Source organism: Thermonema lapsum, from assembly GCF_011761635.1.
Classification (GTDB): domain Bacteria; phylum Bacteroidota; class Bacteroidia; order Cytophagales; family Thermonemataceae; genus Thermonema; species Thermonema lapsum.
The window spans coordinates 1-17,477 of the sequence record NZ_JAASRN010000002.1; the positions used below are offsets into that span (position 1 = coordinate 1).

The 17,477-nt window shown below is 44.8% G+C and carries 14 protein-coding genes; 1 reads left to right on the top strand and 13 read right to left on the bottom strand.

The features are described 5' to 3' along the window. From FHS56_RS05395 to FHS56_RS05410, 4 genes are all read right to left on the bottom strand, one after another. Positions 1–122: IS1 family transposase (locus FHS56_RS05395; protein ID WP_166918884.1), on the bottom strand; the 122-nt coding region annotated here is incomplete at its 3' end. A gap of 33 nt (positions 123–155) precedes the next feature. Then, positions 156–380, bottom strand: a complete 225-nt coding sequence (locus FHS56_RS05400; protein WP_166918885.1) for a hypothetical protein — start codon at positions 378–380, stop codon at positions 156–158. After that, positions 377–1,309: a glycosyltransferase family 2 protein gene (locus FHS56_RS05405; RefSeq protein ID WP_166918886.1), complete on the bottom strand. Its 933-nt coding sequence runs from the start codon at positions 1,307–1,309 to the stop codon at positions 377–379. The genes FHS56_RS05400 and FHS56_RS05405 overlap by 4 nt, the downstream gene beginning before the upstream one ends. Positions 1,310–1,312: 3 nt before the next feature. Then, complete coding sequence (locus FHS56_RS05410; protein ID WP_166918887.1) at positions 1,313–2,026, bottom strand: WbqC family protein; 714 nt, start codon at positions 2,024–2,026, stop codon at positions 1,313–1,315. Positions 2,027–2,173: 147 nt separating this feature from the next. On the opposite strand from FHS56_RS05410, the gene FHS56_RS05415 reads away from it, so the two are divergent. Then, positions 2,174–4,108, top strand: a complete 1,935-nt coding sequence (locus FHS56_RS05415; RefSeq protein WP_166918888.1) for a hypothetical protein — start codon at positions 2,174–2,176, stop codon at positions 4,106–4,108. A gap of 4 nt (positions 4,109–4,112) precedes the next feature. Here FHS56_RS05415 and uvrB read toward each other — a convergent pair whose 3' ends face one another. The 9 genes from uvrB to FHS56_RS05460 form a co-directional block, all read right to left on the bottom strand. After that, positions 4,113–6,149, bottom strand: a complete 2,037-nt coding sequence (gene uvrB, locus FHS56_RS05420) for an excinuclease ABC subunit UvrB (protein WP_208409644.1) — start codon at positions 6,147–6,149, stop codon at positions 4,113–4,115. 183 nt (positions 6,150–6,332) lie between these two features. Then, positions 6,333–8,309 carry a DNA topoisomerase (ATP-hydrolyzing) subunit B gene (gyrB, locus tag FHS56_RS05425; RefSeq protein WP_166918889.1) on the bottom strand — a complete coding sequence of 659 codons (1,977 nt, stop codon included), beginning with the start codon at positions 8,307–8,309 and terminating at the stop codon, positions 6,333–6,335. A gap of 105 nt (positions 8,310–8,414) precedes the next feature. Continuing rightward, positions 8,415–9,860 (bottom strand): DUF2254 domain-containing protein, encoded by a 1,446-nt coding sequence (locus tag FHS56_RS05430; RefSeq protein ID WP_166918890.1) that lies wholly within the window; start codon positions 9,858–9,860, stop codon positions 8,415–8,417. Positions 9,861–10,009: 149 nt separating this feature from the next. Continuing rightward, on the bottom strand, positions 10,010–12,028 hold the full coding sequence (locus tag FHS56_RS05435; RefSeq protein WP_166918891.1) for an LTA synthase family protein: 2,019 nt from the start codon (positions 12,026–12,028) through the stop codon (positions 10,010–10,012). 95 nt (positions 12,029–12,123) lie between these two features. After that, positions 12,124–12,855 (bottom strand): phosphatase, encoded by a 732-nt coding sequence (locus tag FHS56_RS05440; protein ID WP_166918892.1) that lies wholly within the window; start codon positions 12,853–12,855, stop codon positions 12,124–12,126. Positions 12,856–12,857: 2 nt separating this feature from the next. Continuing rightward, positions 12,858–13,883, bottom strand: a complete 1,026-nt coding sequence (locus FHS56_RS05445) for a transaldolase family protein (protein ID WP_166918893.1) — start codon at positions 13,881–13,883, stop codon at positions 12,858–12,860. Between the two features lie 9 nt (positions 13,884–13,892). Next, positions 13,893–14,753 (bottom strand): 3-deoxy-8-phosphooctulonate synthase, encoded by an 861-nt coding sequence (gene kdsA / locus FHS56_RS05450; RefSeq protein ID WP_166918894.1) that lies wholly within the window; start codon positions 14,751–14,753, stop codon positions 13,893–13,895. Between the two features lie 70 nt (positions 14,754–14,823). Beyond that, positions 14,824–16,764, bottom strand: coding sequence for an OmpA family protein (locus tag FHS56_RS05455; RefSeq protein ID WP_166918895.1), 1,941 nt, complete (start codon positions 16,762–16,764; stop codon positions 14,824–14,826). Between the two features lie 9 nt (positions 16,765–16,773). Next, positions 16,774–17,451, bottom strand: a complete 678-nt coding sequence (locus FHS56_RS05460; RefSeq protein ID WP_317165656.1) for a 7-carboxy-7-deazaguanine synthase QueE — start codon at positions 17,449–17,451, stop codon at positions 16,774–16,776. Between the last annotated feature and the right edge of the window lie 26 nt (positions 17,452–17,477).

Consider the following 17,477-nt stretch of genomic DNA (forward strand, 5'->3'; position numbering starts at 1 on the left):
TTGGCTGTTGATTTTCGAGTAACTGTAAAATTATAGTGACACTTTTTGCATTTGTACCTTTGCACTCCTTTAATTTTACCATTTTTTACTTTTTCGCTACTTTTACACCTTGGACACTTCATGACTTTTTTGCTACAAAATTATGAAATCTATATTTAGTTAGCAAGTCCTAATTTTTTATTGTTTTCACAGGCAGATTCGTTTAAGTCAATGCCAATACCTTTCCATCCCATTTTAAGAAAAACACTTGAAACATAACCTTTTCCACTACCAATTTCTAAGAATTTTTTTTCAGAAAGAGATTTTGAATAGAATTCTAATCTTTCTCTTAAATATAAATTTTGCAATATATTTCCAGGAGGTAGATTTACATAACTCATTTTTCTAAGTTTAATAATTCCTTTATTACAAATTTTGGTCTACTTTTTACTTGCTCAAACATTTTTCCAATGTAAAGACCAATAATACCTAATGAGAACAAAACTGCTCCAAGTGTAAATAATAAAAGCATAAATAAACTTGGCCAACCTTTGGCATAGCCGTGAATAAAATAACTGATTAGCAAATAAATAATTCCAATGATAGAAAAAAATGAAATGATGAATCCAATATAGATATTAAACCGCAACAATTTATCGGATTGAAAAACAATGGCTACTAATGCGTGTTCGAATAATCTTTTAAAGTTATATGAACTTTTACCTGCTTTTCTTTCGTAGTGTTCTATTTCTATAAATGATTGTTTAAATCCTAACCACCTTAGTACTAAAAGATAATGAAATTGATAATCTCCAAATTGCAGAAAGGCATCTGCTACTTTTCTATTAATAATACTAAAAGATCCAACTTGTTGGCTAGTAAGTAATCGCTTATCGTCTATGAGGTAATTGTAAATAAATGAAAAAATTTTGGTCATTACATTTTTCCACCAGGCATGTGCCCTTTTTTGTTTAAGAGTAAAAACAATATCATTCCCTTCCTGCAATTTTTTTACCAGGTCAGGGATATATTTAGGGTCCTCTTGAAGGTCGCAATCCATTACAATTATTGCATCTCCTCTTGAGTGTTTTATTCCGCACAAGATAGCAGGATGTTGTCCAAAATTTCTGCTTAAACTAATGCCTATTATTTTGGGATTTTCTTTGCATAATTTTTGGATAATGTCCCAACTATTATCAGGAGAGTCATCATTTACATAAATAATTTCATAATCATTAGTGATTTTACTTAATTCATCAATTAACTTTTGAGTAAGGAGCTGAATAGTTTCTTGAGATTTATATACTGGTATAACTACACTGATTTTCATAAATTATTTAGTAGTATATTTAAGAAATTGCTTACTATTTTTTCCTTCATTTAATAGTAAATCAATAATACTTACTTTATGTTCAAAAGGTGGATGTAATTGTGCATATTCTTTGTAGCCGCTGTAATCTAACCAATGCACTTTGATATTATGTTTTTCAAAAAGAGTAATATCCAAATAAGATTGAGCGGCTGGTCCTGAATAATAATCTGTAGCATTGGCAAGTTGGCATATTTCAATTAATCGTAAATTTCTATCTTCGCTTTGATATGGATATTCATATGAAAATTTCATTGGTGTATGAATATCAAGGTATTTACAAATTTCGGACAAAAATAAATAATTTATTTCAGACAAGTATACAAAATTTTTTGCTTTTTGATAAATGTTTTCTAAAAACGGAAATACTTCTTTAAAGTGTTGTGCTTTGGCATAATTTAATTTTATTGCTTTAAGATGATCGTCTGCCCAGTTTTTATCACTAATCTTGGTTTCTTTAATTTTTTGAAAATATTTTCCTTTTACTTCTACAGGAATTGTAAGCCACTGCAAGCCCTGATAAGTTTTAATTAAATTTCTGTTACGCCAATCTCTGCGAGTATATTGAACATCATCATATAATATAAATTCATCAACTAATGCAATACTGTCAAAATAACCTTTCCATGGAATATAATTCGACTGCGTGATAATTACTTTTTTTCTTGTTGGGCTCATATTAAATTTGAGGTAAAGCTTACTTTAAATATAATGGCACAGAGAGTTCAAATGTAAAACCACTGCATAAATTAGCTCCTGATATAAATAGTTTATAAAGATACATCCGTAAATTTATGTCAAAAATGTAACAAAAAGAAGAATATTATGTGGCTTACCTTTATTACTAACTGCATAGGGTTCATAACGGCAGTGGTTCTCATTGTGGTATCTGGTTTTGTGCTTCTTAAACTATTCAAAATCAAAACTGGGCTTGCTCTTCTTTCCTATCCCTCTATCTTGATTTACCTACTCACCGGTATCCTTGCGTGGGTCACTGCAACCAGCATCTTTCTTACACGTGGCAAAACCATTTTTCTTTTTGTTATACCTGTCATAGCTCTCTATCTCTTCTTATTTCGGAAAAGTAAACATACAGAAGAGCAACCTATTTTCAACTCAATCTCTCCAAGTCCAGCTTTACAGCTTTTGAAGCTTGCCCTTCTGCTCCTTGGTATCTATACTTTTTTTTTCGTAATCTCGTATGACTTTCAAAATAATGCTTGGCAAATAGTGCATGGCGATTACCTATATTATGCCAAGGTAGCATGGCATATAGGGAAGCATGGTGTAGAATCGGCGGTCTTTCTCCCACCAGAAGTAACAACTAACCCCCCTCTGTTTCCCTATCACTACATAGAGCTTTGGTTAACTTATATTTTCTATACTCTCGGTATAGCATCCACCACCTATGTAAGCCTCTTATTGATAGTATATCCTTTGTTTTTGTTTAGCATAGTTATCGCCATTGCTTCCTTGTTAATGTTCAATAGGGGGCGTTTCCCCTTGATTCAAGCCTTATTACTCTCTTCGCTTACAGGCATATACATCCCTATATATAAACATGTTCATATTTTTCGATACATTGACACCTTTTTCATAAACCCATGGTCTTATTTCAAAATATCTATTCCATTCTTGTTTTTAGCCTCCTACCTCGTCATCAGCTTCATTCCAAGATTTAAAACATATAAATACCTCCCTCTTTTACTGCTTCCATTGGGTTATACCACTATTTTTCCGGCTTGGTGCATAGCTTCAGCAGGATTACTACTCTATTTATGGCTTAGGAAAAAACACACCAAGTTCTGGGCATTCCTATTTTGCTTTGTCGTCTGCACAGCAAGTATTCTACTGTTTTATACATTCACAGCCACAGAAGTCATGCAAGCTACTCAAAGTGGTATTGGTCGATTGCTTACCTTATCTGGTCTACGCTTATCATTCAACATCACAATCGGAAGCTTTTTACAATTAGGATTACTGTATGCCCCTTGGCTTGTTTGTATCTTCTTTCTGTGGAAAGAAAGTAGAAAAGTGTATAGTGTGCAATATCTCTTATGGCAAGAGCCAATTACTTACTTTATTGCATCAATAATAAGTGGTGTTTTGGCATGGGGAATTTTGCAGACTCAGGTCGATACGGTTCAATTTATAACAAACTTCGGTGTACCAGCAAGTGCACTACTCATCATACTGTTACTTACCAAATTGTTGCCCAATACAAAAAATCACATAGTAAAAGGCGGTATACTTCTCTTAGTTTTATTCTCCTTTGTAATCCCCCCTATTCGACACTTTACATACTCATTCAACTACCCACATCATGCCGTAGCAAAGCTAAAAGATTTTAGTAAAATCACTGCATGGTACCTACCCATAAAAGGAAGTGACTCTTTTTTTTCCCTTAACGGGCTTTCTTGCATTTCTTGTAACCATCCTATCCTATACTATCCAGAGTTTTACAGCATCCAAATATATCCTGTTGATATTGAATCAATCCCCTCTAACGACCCTCACTACGAAGACAAAAAACGCCTACTTAAAAACAGAGCATTTGAGTACTACATTCGCTCGCTTAAGAGCAAAGGCAAGTACACCTCCATAGAAGATGCCCAACGCTCCCTTATCCGTGAATTTGGCATTGAGCTGATAATCACGCGCTCAGATATTTACTTACCTCCGCACCTGCAAGCACTTGTTAAAGATTCCTTAGAAGAAAAAGGATTCAAATACATGATTTTAAAGAAAAGCGAGAACTAATTCCCTACCTTTCCCTTTTCTTCAACTGCTCTTTCAAGGCAAAGAGCTCGTCGCGCAAAGCTGCTGCCTGTATGAAGTTCAAGTCTTTGGCAGCAGCTTCCATGGCTGCCTGTACCTCTTTGATACGCGCTTTCAGTGCTGCAACATCCATGGCGTCGTAGGCTTGTGTCGGCTCGGCTACCTGCTTGCTTTCACTCTGCATTACTTTATAGCCTTTACTTTCCTTGCCTTGCCCCACCAAGCGGCTGCGCTCCAAAATGGCTTCTTTGGACTTGAGCACTGTCTTCGGCACAATACCATGCCTACGATTGTAGACTTCCTGCTTGGCTCGCCGACGGTTGGTTTCATCAATGGCTTTTTGCATTGACTTTGTGATATGGTCAGCATACATCAGCACTCGCCCGTTGGCATTGCGGGCAGCCCGTCCGATGGTCTGAATCAGCGAACGCTCATCACGCAAGAAGCCTTCCTTATCGGCATCCATGATAGCCACTAAGGATACCTCTGGCAAATCCAAGCCTTCACGCAGCAGGTTTACCCCTACCAGTACATCGAACTGACCCAGACGCAAATCGCGCAGTACTTCTACACGCTCGAGCGCATCCAACTCCGAGTGGATATAACGTGCCCGTATGCCTATTTTGTCCAGATAACGACTCAACTCTTCTGCCATACGCTTGGTGAGCGTCGTTATCATCACTCGCTCACCTTTGGCGGTGGTTGCAGCAATTTCGTCCAGTAAATCGTCAATTTGGTTCAAGGTGGGGCGCACTTCTATGAGGGGGTCTAACAAGCCCGTAGGGCGTACCACCTGCTCCACCACAGCCCCCCCTGACATCTCCAACTCATAGCTTGCGGGCGTCGCACTCATAAATATGACTTGATGAATCAGAGACTCGAACTCTTCGAAACGCAGCGGGCGGTTGTCCAAGGCTGCCGGCAAACGAAAGCCATGCTCTACCAATGACAGTTTGCGCGCACGGTCTCCGTTATACATGCCCCGTATTTGCGGGATGGTTACATGGCTCTCGTCTATCACCATAAGATAATCATCTGGGAAATAATCGAGCAAACAGAAAGGTCGCTGCCCCGGTTGCCGGCGGTCAAAGTAGCGTGAATAATTCTCTATACCAGAGCAATAGCCCAATTCGGCAATCATTTCAAGGTCAAAGAGAGTGCGTTCTTTCAAGCGGCGCGCCTCTTCGCTTTTACCTTCTTTTTCAAAAAAAGCCACCTGCTTTTCCAAGTCCTCTTCTATTTCGCGCATGGCTATGTCCAACACTCCCTTACCGGTAATAAACAGGTTGGCTGGAAAGATACGGATATAATCTTCATTGCTGATTTTTTTTCCCGAATCAGGTTCTATACGACTAATTTCATCAATTTCATCATCAAAGAAACTGATGCGATATGCCCAATCGGCATAGGCAGGAAACACATCTACTGTGTCGCCTTTTACGCGGAAGCTGCCATGCACAAAATCACCTTCGGTGCGGTGATACATGATATCGACCAGCGAGAAGAGAAAATCTCGCATGTTGCACTGCTGCCCGCGTTTCAGATGAATGGTGCTGCGCGCAAACTCATCGGGATTGCCCATGCCGTAAATGCACGATACCGACGCCACGACTATCACGTCGTTGCGCCCCGACAGTAAAGCCGAAGTAGCACGCAACCGCAGTTTTTCTATTTCTTCGTTGATAGCTAATTCTTTTTCTATGTAGGTATCGGTGGTGGCTATGTATGCCTCTGGCTGGTAATAGTCATAGTAGGAAATGAAATACTCTACGGCATTATTTGGGAAAAACTGCTTGAACTCGCCGTAAAGCTGCGCTGCCAATGTTTTATTGTGACTGATAATCAAAGTGGGCTTATTGAGTTGGGCAATCACATTGGCAATGGTAAATGTTTTGCCCGAGCCAGTTACACCCAGCAGCGTTTGTGCCTTTTCGCCCCGACGGATGCCTTCCACCAGCTGACGGATAGCTTGTGGCTGGTCGCCTGTAGGCTGAAAAGGAGCTTTTAGTTCAAATTGACTCATAATGAAGTGAGGTTCAGTTGCTTGTGTTGATTTACCGCTTTTAACAACAAAATAAAGGGGCTTTAAATTCCTCCCTCCGGCGAGGCACGGTTCTTTTCAAGAGACCGAAGAAAGGTGGAGAATGAAAACAGGCGTCTGCCTTTTGCAAGACAGACGCCCGCTGAGGAGCCGGTCAAGCCAGCATTAAGCATCGATATTAGCATATTTGGCATTGCGCTCTATAAATTCGCGCCGAGGCGCCACGTCATCCCCCATTAAGATAGAGAAGAGGTGGTCGGCTTCGGCAGCCGATTCAATGGTTACCTGTTTTAATTTGCGTGTTTCTGGGTTCATGGTCGTTTCCCAAAGCTGCTCGGGATTCATCTCACCCAACCCCTTGTAGCGCTGTACGCTCACCGACTCATCGTTGCCCCCGCCCAGCTCTTGCAGTGCCTGCTTACGCTCTTCTTCTGTCCAGCAATAGATTGTCTGTTTTCCTTTTTTCACCAAATACAAAGGCGGCTGCGCTATATACACATATCCTTTTTCAATCAACTCGCGCATATAACGGAAAAAGAGCGTCAGGATGAGAGTGCGTATGTGGCTACCATCCACGTCGGCGTCAGTCATGATAATGATTTTATGATAACGCAGCTTGCTCAGGTCTAAAGCCTTAGCGTCTTCTTCTCCCTCTTCGTTGCGCACGCCCCAGCTTACGCCCAAGGCACGCAAGATATGCTGTATTTCTTCGTTGGCATAAATTTTATATTCCTGCGCCTTCTCTACATTGAGAATCTTACCTTTCAGCGGCAGGATGGCTTGAAAGTTACGGTCGCGTGCCTGCTTGGCAGAGCCCCCTGCCGAGTCGCCCTCTACCAGATAGATTTCACACAAAGCAGGGTCTTTTTCTGAGCAGTCAGCCAGTTTGCCGGGCAACGAGTTACTTCCCAAAACGCTTTTGCGCTGCACCTGCTCACGTGCTTTGCGCGCTGCATGACGGGCTTCGGCAGCCAGTATCACTTTATCGATGATGGCACGTGCCACTTTAGGGTTTTCTTCCAAGTAGTAGCCCAGCGCTTCGCTCACGCAGGTATCTACTGCCCCTCGCACTTCGGAATTGCCCAGTTTGGTTTTGGTTTGCCCTTCGAACAAAGGTTCGGCTACTTTCACCGAAATCACGGCGGTAAGTCCTTCTCGGAAGTCATCCCCGCTGATTTCTACTTTTACCTTTTCAAGCAATCCTTCTTTTTCGGCATATGCCTTCAGGGTGCGGGTCAGGGCGCTGCGGAAACCTGCCACGTGGGTCCCCCCCTCTATGGTGTTGATGTTATTCACATAAGAAGCCACATTCTCTTGGTAGGACTTGTTATAGACAAAGGCTACCTCCACGGGCACAGCGTTTTTTTCACCCTCTATGTAAATCACTTCCGGGATGATGGCTTCGCGGTCAACGTCCAAATATTCTACAAACTCAATCAAGCCACCTTCGGAAAAGAATTCCTCCCTCATGGGCTGCCCGTCTTCTTCTTTCTGCCGCAAATCTGTCAGCGTCAGACGTATGCCCTTATTCAGGAAAGAAAGCTCACGCAGACGCCCGGCTATGGTGTCATAGTTGTAAACAAGCTCTTTGAATATCTGCGGGTCCGGTTTGAAGTGTACCGTAGTGCCTGTACGGTTGGTGGTGCCTATCACTTCTACCGGATGAAGCGGTATGCCTCTTTCATAAGACTGCTTAAATATCTTGCCTTCGCGATACACGGTTACTTCCAGCCACTCCGACAGGGCATTCACGCAAGACACCCCCACCCCATGCAAACCGCCGGACACTTTGTAAGAGCCTTTATCGAACTTACCGCCGGCATGCAGCACGGTCATCACTATTTCCAGGGCAGAACGCCCTTCTTTGGGGTGTATATCCGTAGGGATACCCCGCCCGTTGTCCGACACTTCCACCGAATTGTCTTCATGCACAATCACATCGACCTGCGTACAGTAACCTGCTAACGCCTCATCGATGGAGTTGTCAACCACCTCCCAAACAAGATGGTGCAAGCCTCTAACGCCCACATCGCCAATATACATACCGGGGCGCTTGCGCACGGCTTCCAAACCTTCCAGTACTTGAATGCTCGCTGCTGAATAATCCGATAAAACGCTTTTTTGTTGCTGTTCTTGGTTCATACTTTTTTTGTCTAAAACCATTAAAATCCATTATCCTCTCTTCGCTACGAAAAGACAGTTTATTTATGTAAAGATACGAAAAAAATGGGGATTTTGAAAGATTTTTCAATGATTAAATGACTGATGCAAGGAAAAAAGATGCTGCCTATTTTTTTGTATTTTTTCGTGAAGTAATCGCATCTTTTCGCCAGAAGCAGTAAGCTCTCCGGTCTTTGCCAACCAGCAGTCACATAGCCTGTAGGCAATGCCAGTAAGACGCGCCAGCTGCACCCAGCTCACATAAGGCTGAATACTTCCCATCTCTATTTGATGCAGTAGGTCATCTACCAGCTCACCTATCTCATCGCCCAATACATACAAATGCTCTTCCCAAGAAACTGCCTGCACGCAAATGTTCAGCAGATTCAAAGTGCGACTTACCACAGCATAGTCATGGCGCCCAAAGTGATAAATTTGGTCAAAAGCTTGGTTTACAATTTGGTCAAAAGTAACACTGCGGACATACAGGGGCTCGGAACGATAACGGTTGATTTGTCTGGTAGGCATGCGATACTCGGTAAGTGACAGCACCAACTGCCCCAAATAATCCAAGCAATTGATAGCAGTGGTAGGGTCATTCACTGCTGGCGATATTGCCCGCACGGCGATATCGACTATCTGACGGATACCGAAATGGATGTCTTGACGAAAACTACGAAACTGCCCAACCGAATAGCAGCTTTGCAAAAAACGAACGGTCTTTCTGCTCATGTGTTGCCGCTCCATTTCGCTGAGCTCTTCGCTCAAACGAAAACGGAAGATGGGAGCACCAGCAGTTAAGAAGGCGCCTACACTCCTGCTTTGCTCTATGAATACAATTTGCGGATGGCGACGCAGCCACTTCCTTATACGCTCATAATCAACCTCTTGTATATAACCAAAGCGGATGCTTTTCACATATTCATCGGCAGTGGATATTTCCGGCGAATCTACTCTTTCCATCTGCTCCCACTCCTTGGCTTCTTCTGCAACCACATCCAAGGTATGAAGAGCTATTTTGCGAATGATGTGTGCGGCATTGATATTTTGGGCGATGGTCAAAATAAAATGAGGCAACAGCACTGCAAGCAATATAATAGCCCCGTAAACGGCTACATTAGCCCATACCGTAGCTTCATAACTCAAAGGGATATGGGATGGCGAGGGTGCTAACACCCAAAATTTGATAACCAAACAAAAGATTATCCAGCTCAAGAAGCTTCCCAAGGTAATTTGCGTATATAAATCTTGCGAAAGCAAATGACGGATGACTCGAGGTGAAAACTGCGTAGAAGTAAGCTGCAAAGCCACAATAGTAATAGAATAAGTAGTAACTACGATACCCGCCAACAAACCAATGAGCAGGTTCATGATGTCGTGGAATGTCTGAACAGTGGCATAAATCAGGAAAGTACCATGCAGCATGTAAACAGCCACTGCTGCCACGCCTGCCAGCAGAAAAATCATAAGGAAAGAGGGTCCTTTCAGTAAAAGAAGTGCCTCCCTTCTCAACTCTCTGTATTTCAAAGACATAAAGCAGGTATTTTATTATCTAATAGCCTATGCAGCAAAACAGGGCAGAGTACAATTTAGTCAAAAAAACTTGCACTGGAAAGAAAAGCCCCTGTTATTGTAGTGAAATAGAGCCATCTCTTTATCAGAGAAGGCTCCGTTTTCCTTTGCTAAAAACGACTGTTAAAAAAATCATGCCATAAGGCTTCATAAGCAAGCGCCCGACGACGCAGACGCTCGTGCTCGGCAGTGGGCTCAGCGGCTTGCCATTTACCTGTAGGCTGCCGATGTAAATACACTGTTTTTTGTTGCCGTATGTCGACAACCGCTTTATCACGGTCAAAAGCAGTGGTGCCAGCGTTCAAGGCAAAGAAATGGCGAGTACGTGTAGTATCGAAAAGGTTCTCACCTAAACTCCAATAATCAGCATCTGCCAGTGCCAGCGGAAAAATGGTAGCAAAAATATCTTTGTGTGAAGCAGGTACCCGCACATCTACTGCATGTTTGGGGCGGTAATCTTCCGGTATATAAAAGATGATGGGCACACTTCGCTTCGCCATCAGGCGGCTGTCATCATAAGGGATAACCATCAAGTTATTGTGGTCACCGGTAATCACCACAATCGTACGCTTGCCAGCTTCGCTTTCTTTAAGTCGCTTCAGAAACAGCCCCAACTGATGAGCCGCATACTGATAGTTGTAAAAGCTGCGCTGCGCCATGTCTGGCTCGGTGAGCATCACGCGGCGAATAGAATCGGGGATGCTGACCGGCAAAGGGTCGTAGGTAGAAGGCAAACGGAAGGGGGTGTGGTTGGTTGTAGTCAACAAAAAGAAAAACTTGGGTTTTTCTGGTGCTTCCTGCAATTTTTCAAGTGTGTAATCAAACAGGAATTCATCATATACCCCCCAATCATTTTCTTCGGCTTGCGGATAGCGCTTGCGCAACAAAGAACGCCCTACCTGAAAATCGAAATATTGGTATGGCAGGAATTCCTCCAAGTTTTGCCAAGCCAGCTTGCCACTGGTCAAAAAGCCTGTTAAGTACCCTTTCTGTTTGAAAGGATACGCTACCGAGCTTTCGAAAGAAGTGCGCCGGTGGCGCGACTGCGTAATGGGATGCAAGGGACTATTGAGCAGCAGCTCCTCCACAGTGGGTATGGTACCGTTTTGTGCCGAAGTGGTATTCAGAAATACATACATTTCGGGCAACAAGTCGGCGAGGCACCCCAAAGTATTGCACTGTTGGCTATGCATACGCAGATAATCGGTGCCCATGCTCTCCATGATAACAAACACCACATTGGGCGGATGGGCAGCCAAGAAATCGTTGGGTGGGGTTTTCTTGTGCAGGTCTTCGTGCCCCAACGCTTCCAGCGCTTCTTTTTTGTTTGCAAAGCCATACAATCTCCACACCGACGGTTTAGGTTCAAACAAGTCGTTGCGCTCCTTAAATGCTTCTTTGAAAGTAAAAAAAGCATTAGGTGTCAAGTAATTTACAAAAGTGTTGTCAGAAATAGAAGCATCATCGATGAGCAAGGGAAACTCGGTAAAAGAGCCTCGCAAAGCCACAAAATACAAAGCGTGCCACAGCAACAGGCATAAAACCATAATACCTTTTGAAAGCTGCCATGGAAGCAGTGCCGGACGCCCAAACCAAACGCGAAGCAGTTGGCGCAGCCCCAAAGTAAGCAGCAGCCATATGCCTAAAAATAAGCCTGGTGAGTGGTCAGACCATATCGAACGCAATATATTGACCGTGTCGTCTTCAAAAAAAGCAAAAACAAACACATTCAAATGACTCTGAAAGTAGGTATAATACTCTTGGTCAATGAGTAAAACCAACATCGCCACTGAAAGAATAAAAGTAGCATAGTAATACTGAAAGCGACGGATAGGAAGCTCCCATGCCTCCCCTTTCACCCAATAAAACCAAGAACTCAGCAAAATGGGCAAGAACATGTAAGCAATCACCAGTAAATCATAGCGAGCACCCACCACAAAAGCCCAAACGATGTCTTTTTCATATCCCTGCAGGTTTTGTCCAAAACGCCACAGCAACGCCAAACGAGCAAGAGCAAACAAAAACAAAGCTAAAGCAAGCAATTTCAGCAAGCGCTTTTGGCTTCCCCAAAAAAGCCATGCTGCCTTGTGTTTTTGTTTCACAGCATCCATTAACACTCTTGTTTTCATATGTTTACAATTTCTTAACACCAACAACCAAAGAAAAAGGGCAAGCTCATTTGGTATGAGTGCCCTCACTGGATTACAAGATACTTGTTTGCAACTTAATAGCGATGGTTCTCAATGTGTACCTCGATGGGCACCACCCGGTCTTCGTGCCCAACAAAGAAGCGAGTTTCTATGCTGCTGCGCAGGCGCATATACTCCCGAAACTTTTCCGAGTAACCAAAGCGCTCTTCAATAGCTTCTTCAAAGACGCCGCGAATACCCAAAATCAATTCGCATATTTCGCGCACGGCATTGTCTTTACCTTCGTGCCCGGTGATGTACTCGCAATAATTGTGCTTTCTGACGTAGTCATTGAAGAGAATCGCTGCAGTACAACGCACCAAAAAGCGCAAGCCTACACGCTTTGCCAAGGTGATATCTGCAATGTCGTCGAAGGTCATGGCTACTTCGTGGTCCTGAATGCCGTACTCTTTCTCGAGGTGTTCGAGTGCCAAGGCTTTGTGGTGAAACTTGTAATACACCACATCGAAATGCTCTCGCTTTGCCAGATGGAAAGCCGAGTGATTTTCTTGCCCGGTGATGATGCCCACTTTGGGTATCTTACCAGTTTGCAGGTAATAGCCGAAACGGAGCATATTCAAGCCCATCGAATCGACTTCGGCATAGAGGCTTGTTGCTCCCTTTCCCTTTTCGCCGGCATTGAACACACCATCCCAGTCGAAGAGGAAAATACGGGTGCTGTCGAGCCGCTCCCGCAGTTCTTGCGGCGGAACGCAAAACTCTCCACCAATACTACGGAAGCGGTCGGTGATTAGGCTTGTCAACATGTTTATACAAAGATATTTAGTTGCAACAGGTCTTGCACATCCAGCATGCCGACGAGCTTACCTTGGTCGGTAACCACCAAGTTATCCACGGACTTTTGACGCAACAACTCCACGGCTTCATGCAAGAGTGCTCCGGCTTCTATGGTCAGCGGTTTGCGCCACTCAAACTCATTCATCCTTTTTTGCAGGATGTCTTTACCATTTTCACGCAAGCGGCGGCGCAGGTCACCATCGGTAAAGATGCCCACAATTTCTCCCTTGTCATTCACCACGGTTACAGCACCAAAGCCCGACTCCGTCATTTGAATGGTAGCATCGAGCACGCTTTGATCTAAACGCACAACTGGGTTATAGGGCTTTATTACATCTTTCACACACATGGTCATGAGCTTGGTATGCTCAAAGAACTGCTGCGTGCCCAGCGTAGTGAAGTTGTTTTCAGTGAGCATCTTCATCACCTTCCAAGGCACCGTACAGGTGTGTACGCCTATATTGATGGCGTTGCGCACATGCTCAGGATGACGCACCGAAGAGAACATAATCTTTGACGGATAGCCATAGTAGTTTACAGCTTTCACGCACTGCTCTACCAACGCCAGCGCATCATGCCCTTGGTCTTGCAGGCGCCCCACCAGAGGACACACATAGGTAGCCCCCGCAGCCATTGCCATATAAGCTTGCTGCAAGGTATATACCAAATGTACGTTCACTTTGTATCCTTGGTCGGTCAGGCGTTTGCATGCCTTCACCCCTTCCAAAGAAACTGGTATTTTGAAAACGGTTTTTTCCTTGTCTAAGCCCAAACCAATAAGACGCTCGGCTTCTTTCACGATTTCGTCGGCGGTCTCGCCCAATGCCTCTATTTGTAAGATGGGCACCATCTTCGACAGTTTGATGATGGTGGCGTCGATGTCGCGAATCCCTTCGCGGTGCATAAAGGTAGGCGTGGTGGTAAGACCAGTCAGGAAACCCAACTTGAAGGCTTCCTCAATTTCCTGCATATTGGCAGAATCAAGATACAATTCCATAGGCTTTTATTACTTTGTTTCTGTTTGTTCTGAAAAGACAGGTCTGTATTTTACTTCCAAGTTGTGAATTTCAATCAAGGGTTTCAAAAACTCTTCGAGGTCAAAAACGCACATTTGGCTTGCCGCATCACAGAGGGCTTCTGCGGGATTGGGGTGCGTTTCAATGAAAACGCCATCTACTCCGGCAGCCACTCCGGCGCGGGCAATGGTAGGTAAAAACTCACGGGCGCCTCCGCGCGGGTCAGCACTCGGGATGCCATACTTGCGGATGGAGTGGGTGATGTCAAACACTACGGGGTAGCCTGTTTGGTTGAGATGGTAGAAACTACGGGGGTCTACTATCAAGTCGTTGTAGCCGAAGGTATATCCGCGCTCGGTCAATATAATTTGGTCATTGCCGGCATCTACCGCTTTTTGCACCGGCTTTATCATATTTTCGGGTGCAAGGAACTGCCCGTGCTTGATGTTGATGACTTTGCCCGTCTTAGCAACGGTTACCATCAAGTCGGTTTGCATGCACAGATATGCCGGTATTTGAATGACATCCAACACTTCGGCTGCAGCCGCCACTTGCGAAGGGTAGTGCACATCGGAGAGCACCGGAAACCCAAAAGTATCTTTTATCTTCTGCAGGATGCGCAAGCCCTCTTCTAAACCGGGACCGGTATAATACTTCAGAGAACTGCGGTTGTCTTTTTGAAAAGAAGACTTATAGATGACCGGAATACCGAGCCGCTCGGAAATCTCTTTCAGCTTCTGGGCAGTCTGCATCATGATACTCTCATCCTCAATCACACAAGGACCTGAGATAAGGAACAATTGCTCGCTGCCACAAGCAATATCACCTACTTGAACAATTCGTTTTTTCATTGTTTACAGAGCAGTTAAATTCGGTGCAATTTAGAAATTTTTCATCAATCAGACACTTCCTGTACTTGTTCTACCTTTTTTTTACTGATAGAATACGGAATTCGATACGGCGGTTTTGTGCTCGGTTCTCATCAGAGGTATTGGGCACTGCCGGTTGAGTTTCTCCATAGCCTTTATAGCGCAAGCGCTGCGGCTCTATGCCTTCGGCTACCAGATAGTCGTACACTGCCTTTGCCCGCTGCAACGACAGTTGCATGTTGCTCTTTTCGTCGCCTATGTCGTCGGTATGCCCGGCAATTTCTCCTATCACCTCAGGATTTTGCTGCATAAACTCCACCACTTTACGCAATTCAGCTTTCGACTCTTCGCGCAGGGTATATTTCCCATAGTCAAAAAAGACATTCGACATCACGAATTTGGCACCTTCCGTAATAGGTTCTAACATAATATCCAGCGTTAAGGGGCGCAGGGTATCGTTGATTTCCTTGAGCCGGAAGGGTATGCTTTTCATCAAATAGCCCGGCTTGTTTGCTTCCAACGCATAATCGGCGCCCTCGCTGAGCACAATGAGGTACTCGCCTGTGAGGGTATCGGACCACACTTTCGCCACCAAACTGTCTTCCTGCACATTATACAGCTCAATTTTTACCTTCAGAGGCTGCAAGGTTTGTGCATCGCGCACCACGCCTTTTACATAAGCCGTTTGCTCTTGGGGAACAAGCTGCGGGGGCATATCGAAATACATAAGTACGGCTGAGAGCTGCTGGCGTCCTTCCCATTTTTCCTGTGCATAGTAGCCCTTCTTGCCGTCGGCAGTTACAAATAGCGACACCTGCGACTGATGGTCATTGAGCGGGTAGCCCAAGTTGACCGGTTCACTCCATCGCCCACGGTACCAGTCGCTATAATAGAGGTCGAAGTCGCCCATACCGATATGCCCGTTAGAAGCAAAAAACAGACGTTTGCCGTTGGCATACAGGAAAGGCGACACCTCGTCGGCATAAGTATTTATGGGTGCCCCCAAATTCACTGCCGGCAACCAACGACCGTCTTCATCGCGGGTAGTCATATAAATATCGCGCTCGCCCATACCACCGGGGCGGTCTGACACAAAGAAGAGCGTACGCCCATCGGGCGATAAGGTAGGCTGCGACTCCCACGAAGAACTGTTGACATTGGCACCCAAGTTGACAGGGGTAGTCCATTCATTGCCATAACGGTAGGAAACAAAAAGGTCGCAGCTGCCATAGCCTCGCCGCGACTGACAGGAAGTAAAAACTAAGACGGTGCCATCGGCAGAGATGGCACAGGTGCCTTCGCTTGCCGCCGTATTGATAACCGGCGACAAAAGCTGTGGCTCGCCCCAAGTGCCATCTTCTTGGCGGTAGCTTATGAATATGTCTTCGTCGCGTCCTTTCTCTTTTCTGCGTGCTGTGAAGATGAGCATTTCCTCATCGGCAGTAAGCACGGGGAAATATTGTAGATAATCTTCGCGATTGACCTTACCGGGCAGTGGCTTGGGCGCAAAGGGCAATGGTTTCTGCATGGCTTCCATAGCAAACTCTGCCGAAGCCACCACTCGCTCTGCATCCTTAGTAAAGTTGTTACGTTCGGGGTGAAAGCTCAAAAAACGCAAAGCATACTCTTTGGCTTCGGCGTAGCGCCCTTGCTTCAAATATTCGATAGCCAGAGTATAGTAAGCGCCCACCACCTTGAGGCTTTTGGGGGCTGCTTTCACGGCTGCCTCATAGTGTTCCAGCGCTTTGGACAAATAACCAAACAGTTGGAAGTTATGAGCCAGAGACATATGAGCCTCCACAAAAGCGGAGTCTTTTTTCACGGCTTGCAGCAGCAAGTTCATGCCCGTTTCGTAGTCGCGCTGACGAAAGCTCGCACTTGCCTGCTCATAGAGTCTTATGGCTTTCTTGTTCTTAGTTGAGTATTGTTGGGCATAGCCCAAGAAGGGGACAGTCAACAACAGCAAGCTTACAATCAAAATCAATCGACGCATAGACTTTCTTTATGGGATGTTCATGTATTTATGAGTCTGTAACGAAATACGCCAACGGGGGTTGGCTTTTACATACTCTATGATAGAAGGAAGAAGGCGTTGGGCACGGCTCCACTCGGGCTGTAGAAACAAAAGACAGTTGTCCGGCACTTTCAAGGCATATTCTTCTGCCCAAGCAAAATCGCTCTTATGATACACCACTACTTTCAGTTCATCTGCCTGCTGGCAAACACTTTCGTGGGGGCGTTTAAACTTTTTCGGGGAGAGGCAAATCCAATCCCATATACCGGAAAGTGGATAGGCGCCCGATGTTTCGAGGTGCAGGCGGAAGCCTGCTTCTCTCCAATAGTTGCACCATTCATCCAAAGCATACATCAAAGGCTCGCCGCCGGTGGTTACCAGCAAGCGCGCCGGATGGCGCCGGGCTTCTTCGATGAGCGCTGTCACGGGTAAGTGGGGATAGCCCTCAGTATGCCACGACTCCTTGACATCACACCAGACACAGCCCACATCACAGCCGGCAAGACGTACAAAATAGGCAGCATGCCCTTGATAAGCGCCTTCGCCCTGCAGCGTATAGAAATGCTCCATCACTGGCAACAGTGGCACCTCCGCCTGTTTCCAATGATGTTTTTGGTTTTCTTGCCTATCTATCATAGGTCCGTCCTCAAAGGTCCAAGCTCGCAAAGATACGCAGGTTTACCTCTAATACT

Coding starts and splice junctions, on each gene's coding strand:
- kdsA (WP_166918894.1), bottom strand. CDS start 14,753: ATGAAAAAACGAATTGTTCAAGTAGGTGATATTGCTTGTGGCAGCGAG.
- FHS56_RS05410 (WP_166918887.1), bottom strand. CDS start 2,026: ATGAGCCCAACAAGAAAAAAAGTAATTATCACGCAGTCGAATTATATT.
- FHS56_RS05445 (WP_166918893.1), bottom strand. CDS start 13,883: ATGGAATTGTATCTTGATTCTGCCAATATGCAGGAAATTGAGGAAGCC.
- gyrB (WP_166918889.1), bottom strand. CDS start 8,309: ATGAACCAAGAACAGCAACAAAAAAGCGTTTTATCGGATTATTCAGCA.
- uvrB (WP_208409644.1), bottom strand. CDS start 6,149: ATGAGTCAATTTGAACTAAAAGCTCCTTTTCAGCCTACAGGCGACCAG.
- FHS56_RS05400 (WP_166918885.1), bottom strand. CDS start 380: ATGAGTTATGTAAATCTACCTCCTGGAAATATATTGCAAAATTTATAT.
- FHS56_RS05430 (WP_166918890.1), bottom strand. CDS start 9,860: ATGTCTTTGAAATACAGAGAGTTGAGAAGGGAGGCACTTCTTTTACTG.
- FHS56_RS05405 (WP_166918886.1), bottom strand. CDS start 1,309: ATGAAAATCAGTGTAGTTATACCAGTATATAAATCTCAAGAAACTATT.
- FHS56_RS05455 (WP_166918895.1), bottom strand. CDS start 16,764: ATGCGTCGATTGATTTTGATTGTAAGCTTGCTGTTGTTGACTGTCCCC.
- FHS56_RS05415 (WP_166918888.1), top strand. CDS start 2,174: ATGTGGCTTACCTTTATTACTAACTGCATAGGGTTCATAACGGCAGTG.
- FHS56_RS05435 (WP_166918891.1), bottom strand. CDS start 12,028: ATGAAAACAAGAGTGTTAATGGATGCTGTGAAACAAAAACACAAGGCA.
- FHS56_RS05440 (WP_166918892.1), bottom strand. CDS start 12,855: ATGTTGACAAGCCTAATCACCGACCGCTTCCGTAGTATTGGTGGAGAG.